General features: G+C 65.9%; 1 protein-coding gene. It reads left to right on the top strand.

Going from position 1 to position 5,808, the window contains the following annotated elements:
• Positions 1–5,808: amino acid adenylation domain-containing protein (locus ACZY0X_RS31160; RefSeq protein WP_463775886.1), on the top strand; the 5,808-nt coding region annotated here is incomplete at both ends.

The following is a 5,808-nucleotide window of genomic DNA, read 5'->3' as shown; positions in this document are numbered from 1 at the left end:
GACGAGAGCCCCTGACCGCACAGCAGCGACCAGCAGAGGTGCCGTTGTCCTACGCCCAGAACCGCATGTGGTTCCTGAACCGGTTCGAGGGCGGGGTGGCGACTTACAACATGCCGACCGCTTTCCGGATCAACGGGGCTTTGGATGTGGCGGCGCTGGATGCCGCCCTCGATGACGTGATCGCCCGGCATGAGCCGCTGCGCACGGTCTTCCCCGACCGTGACGGTGTGCCGCTGCAGAAGGTGCTGGCGGCGCAGGAGGGGATGTGGCGGCGCCGGGGTCCGGTGGTGGTGTCGGTGCCGGAGACCGATGTGGCCGCCGAGTTGGTGGCATTGGCGGGGTACCGCTTTGATCTGGCGGCCGAGATCCCGATCCGGGCGCAGATCTTCCAGGTGGGTCCCGAACAGTACGTGCTGGGGATCGTATTGCACCACATCGCCTTTGACGGATGGTCCCTTGCTCCGATGGTACGAGATGTGGCCGACGCGTTTGAGGCGCGGCGACGGGGCGAGGCCCCGAGCTGGGTTCCGTTACCGGTCCAGTACGCCGATTACACACTGTGGCAACAGGAGTGGTTTGGATCGGTGACTGATCCCGACAGTGTGATCGCCGGTCAGTTGGGCTACTGGCGGAAGGAACTAGCCGGCCTGCCCGAGGTGGTGTCGCTGCCGACGGATCGGCCTCGCCCGCCGGTGCCAAGCTATCGCGGTGACGAGGTACCGCTGTGCATCGACCCGCAGACCTGGGCGGGAGTCAAGGCGCTGGCCGCAACGCACAACGCAACGGCCTCGATGGTGCTGCAGGCCGTGGTGGCGGTGGTGTTGCACCGAGCAGGGGTCGGTGAGGACGTGGCAATGGGCACGCCGATCGCCGGACGGATGGATCAGGCTCTTGACGAGTTGGTCGGGTTCTTCGTCAACACCTGGGTGCTGCGCCTGGGGGTGAACTCCGCACTGCGATTCAGCGATGTGATTGAGCAGGTGCGACACAAGGCGCTGGATGCCTACAGCCATCAAGATGTGCCCTTCGAGCTGTTGGTGGAGCAGCTCAACCCGGCGCGTTCCCCGTCGCATCATCCGCTGTTTCAGGTGGCCACGACATTCCAGAACAATGTGCGCCCCGAGGTGGCGCTCGACGGAGTCAGCGTCGAGCCGGTGGCAGTGGGTACCCACACCGCCAAATTCGACCTGGATATCCAGGTGAGGGAGCTGTCCGCGGAGGATTCGACAGCGCCATTCGCGTTGAGGGAGATGCCCACTGATGACGCCGGCGCGCCGATGGCAGCCGGGGTGGTGACCTACTCCACGGATCTGTTCGACCGGTCGACCATTGAGCGGTTTGTGGGTTGGTTCGGCCGGGTGGTCGAGGCGGTAGTGGCCGACGCGTCGGTGGTGGTGGGCGAGGTGGCGCTCCTGGATGGCGGCGAGCGTGACCTGGTACTGAGCCGGTGGTCTGGCGCTGATATCGGTGCGCCGGTGGGGCTGGGTCCGCAGTTGTTGGCCGCGGCGGTGGCCGCCGGCCCGGATGCCGTGGCCGTTATTGATGGGGCCCGCCAGTGGTCGTATCGCGATCTTGATGTGTGGTCGACACAGTTGGCGCGGGTGTTGATTGACGTGGGGGTGGGTCCGGAGCGCGCGGTCGGCGTGGCGATGGATCGGTGTGCGGAGTTGGTGGTGGCCTGGTGGGCGGTGCTCAAGGCCGGTGGGGTGTACGTGCCGGTGGATCGGGCTCATCCGGTTGAGCGAATCGCCACGGTGTTGCATGCCGTTGAGGCGGTGTGCGTGCTGACCTGTGGTGTCGATGTGGTGGGCGGGGCCGGGGCGCGTCCGGTGCTGCGCGTCGATGGCCTGAATGTGTCGGGGCGCAGTGCCGAACCGATCACCGAAGCTGAGATGACGGCGCCGCTCAGCGTGGATGACGCCGCGTATGTGATCTTCACGTCGGGGTCCACCGGCACCCCGAAGGGGGTGGCGGTCAGCCACGCCGGACTGCTGGGTGTGGCCGCCGCGCACCGCACAGCGTTCGAGGTAGCGAGCGATGCGCGGGTATTGATGGTTGCCGCACCGACTTTCGATGCCTCGGTGTTCGAATGGCTGTTGGCGGTGGCGTCGGGGGCAACGCTAGTGGTGGCGCCACCGGACGCCTATGCCGGAGAGGCGTTGACGGCACTGCTGCACGAGCAGCGGGTCGATGCGGCCTTGTTGACTCCGACGGTACTGGCGACGCTGGATCGAGCCCGGCTGGACGGGCAGTTGGGCACGCTGATCACCGGCGGCGAGGCCTGCGCGGCGGAGTTGGTGGCCGCATGGGCGCCGGGTCGGCGGATGTTCAATGCCTACGGACCCACCGAGGTCACCATCTGGGCCACCTGGAGTGCGCTGACAGCAGGTCACTCGGTGAACATCGGGGCTCCGATCGCTGGGGTGAACGCACTGGTGCTCGATGCGCGGCTCAACCCAGCCCCGGTGGGGGTTGTCGGGGAGTTGTATCTGGCCGGACCGGCTGTGGCGCGCGGATACGTGGGCCGCGCGGAGTTGACCGCGGACCGGTTCGTGGCCAACCCGTTTGGGGATGCCGGCACGCGCATGTACCGCACAGGAGATCTGGTGCGCTGGGGGGCCGATGGTCAATTGGAGTACCTGGGCCGCGCCGATGCCCAGATCAAACTGCGCGGTCTGCGCATCGAGTTGGGCGAGATCGAGAACACCCTGCTGGCCTGCCCGCAGGTCGCCCGGGCCGCCGCTTCGGTGCACCACACCGAGACCGCGGAGCACCTCATCGCCTACGTCGCCCTGGAGCGCTCCCACACTGCTGATCATGACGCTGAGGTCGTCGATCAGTGGCAGAACATCTATGACGAGTTGTACGACGCCGAGATTGAGGTGGCCGAGTTCGGCAGTGACTTCCGGGGCTGGAACAGCAGCTACACCGGCGAGCCGATCCCGCTGCATGAAATGCAGGAGTGGCGCTCGGCGGCGGTGGACCGGATCCTGGCACTTGGTCCGCGGCGGGTGCTCGAGATCGGGGTGGGATCCGGGCTGTTGATGTCCCAGATCGCACCGGGATGTGAGGAGTACTGGGGCACCGACTTCTCCGCACCGACAATCCAGACCTTGCAGGGGGCGGTGGCCGGGCAGTCGTGGGGGGATCGGGTGCAGTTGCTGGCCCGCCCCGCCGACGTGGTTGAAGGATTGCCGCAGAACCACTTCGATGTGGTGGTCATCAACTCGGTTATCCAGTACTTCCCGAGCGCTGACTATCTAGCCGAGGTCATCGACAAGGCAGTGGAACTGCTGGCCCCGGGTGGGGCGCTGTTCATAGGTGATGTGCGCAACCACAGCTTGCAGGGTGCGTTCCAAACCGGCATCGCGCTGGCACAGACCGGGACCACCGATGCCGATGAGATCCGGCAGCGTGTGCAGCGCGCCGTCCTCGGTGAGCCCGAATTGATGTTGGCTCCCGAGTTCTTCACCACCTGGGCGGCTGGGCATTCGTCGGTGGCCGGTCTGAGCATCCAGGTCAAACGCGGCGAGGCCGACAATGAGCTCAGTCGATATCGCTACGACGTCATCATCCAGAAATCCCCAACCAAATCGGCGTGCTCGTTGGCCGCGGCACCCATCTGGGAGTGGGCCGACTGTGCGGGACTATCCGCATTGCAGGCCGAGCTGATGGCGCAACGGCCGGCCATGGTGCGCGTCAGCGCGATACCCCGTACCGGCGTGATCGCTGATGTACACATCGAGCGGGCCCTCGCTGCGGGGCTACCCATGGCCGAAGCCCGAGCCCAGGGCGCCGCGACCTTCGACACAGCCACGCCCGAACAGCTGCACTGCGTCGGCGAGACCGCCGGATATCAGGTCGCGGTCACCTGGGGCGCTCAACCCGGAACGCTCGATGCGGTCTTCATCGCCCCCGCCAACGGATGGCAAAGTCCTGCCCCGATCGACCTCTACCTACCGACTCATGGGGTTAAGCAGCGCAGCGCCTACGCCAACGACCCCCATACCAACACCAAGGTCAGTGCGGTGCGGCAGTGGTTGGGCGCGCGGTTGCCCGAGTACATGGTGCCGTCCCAGATCGTGGTGCTTGATGAGTTCCCGTTGACCTCCTCGGGCAAGATCGACCGAAAGGCCCTGCCCGAACCGGTTTTCGCGGCCACACCGTTCCGAGTGCCGCAGACCCCGACCGAGAAGACCGTCGCCGAGGTCTTCGCGGAGGTACTCGGACTCGAGCGGGTCGGCCTCGATGACGACTTCTTCGCCCTGGGCGGGGACTCGTTGATCGCCATCCGGGTCACATCGCGTCTGGAGTCGGCACTGGGCAGAGACGTGCCGGTGCGCTATCTCTTCGATGCCCCGGCCGTCGCCGTACTCGCCGACCACCTGGACCGCAACCTTGGCGATGCGGCCCGCCCACCGATACAGCAGATGCCCCGCCCGCACCCCATCCCATTGTCCTATGCCCAGCAGCGGTTGTGGTTCCTGGAGCAGTTGCAGGGCCCGTCGCCGATCTACAACATGGCCGTCGCATTGCGGCTGAGTGGGAGCCTCGATGTCACCGCGCTCGGCCAAGCGCTGGCGGATCTGGTGGTGCGCCACGAGAGCCTGCGCACCGTGTACACCGCGGTTGACGGGACACCTCAGCAACTGGTTGTCGAAGTTGAGCAGGCCGCTTTGGGCTGGCAGGTCATCGATGCCTCCGGTTGGTCGGTAGACCGGGTGGAGGAGGCCGTCGGCGCGGCAGCGCGCCATACTTTCGACCTATCCGCCGAGATACCGCTGCGGGCAACGCTTCTCCGCGTCGCCGAGGATGAGCACGTGCTGGTGGCGGTCGTACATCACATCGCGGCCGACGGCTGGTCAGTGACCCCGCTGGTGGCCGATCTGGGGATGGCCTACGCCAGCCGGTGTGATGGGCAGGCTCCGGATTGGATGCCTCTGCCGGTGCAATACGTGGATTACACCCTGTGGCAACAGGAGTGGTTGGGTGTCGAATCTGATCCCGACAGCGTGATATCGACACAATTGACCTACTGGCAGGAGGCATTGGCCGGCGTGCCTGAGCGGCTGGAGTTGCCCACCGACCGTCCCTATCCGGCGGTGGCGGACTACCGGGGTGCCAGTGTCGCCGTGGACTGGCCGGCCGAGTTGCAGCAGCAGGTAGCTTCGTTTGCGCATCAGTACAACGCGACCAGTTCCATGGTGGTGCAGGCCGCCATTGCGATTCTGCTGTCGAAGCTGAGCGCCAGTTCTGATGTGGCCCTGGGAATCGCGACTGCCGGGCGCAATGATCCGGCGCTGGATGAGCTGGTGGGGTTCTTCGTCAACACCTTGGTCTTGCGGGTCGACATCGCAGGTGATCCCACCGTCGCTGAACTGCTGGAACAGGTGCGCGAACGCGGCCTGGCCGCATTGGAGCACCAGGACGTACCCTTCGAGGTGCTGGTGGATCGGCTCAACCCCACCCGCAGCCTGACCCATCATCCCCTGGTCCAGGTAATGCTCACCTGGCAGAACCTGCCGTGGCGGAGCAGCGATCCCGCTGCCGGACTGGTGCTGGGAGATGTGCAGGCCACGCCGCTGTCGGCGGAAACCGAATCTGCCCGAATGGATCTGGTGTTCTCGTTGGCGGAGCGCGTCAACCACGCTGGAGAGCCTGCCGGGATCGGCGGGTTGGTGGAGTTCCGCACCGATGTGTACGACGCGGCCAGTATCGAGGCGCTGATCGGGCGGTTGGAGCGGGTGTTGGTGGCGATGGTGGTTGATCCGTTGCGGTCGTTGTCGTCGGTGGATGTGCTCGATTGTG

This window comes from Mycobacterium sp. IDUB_39 (assembly GCF_055419205.1).
The sequence above is the reverse complement of the archived record's forward strand: the minus strand, read 5'-3'. Positions and strand labels throughout refer to the sequence as shown.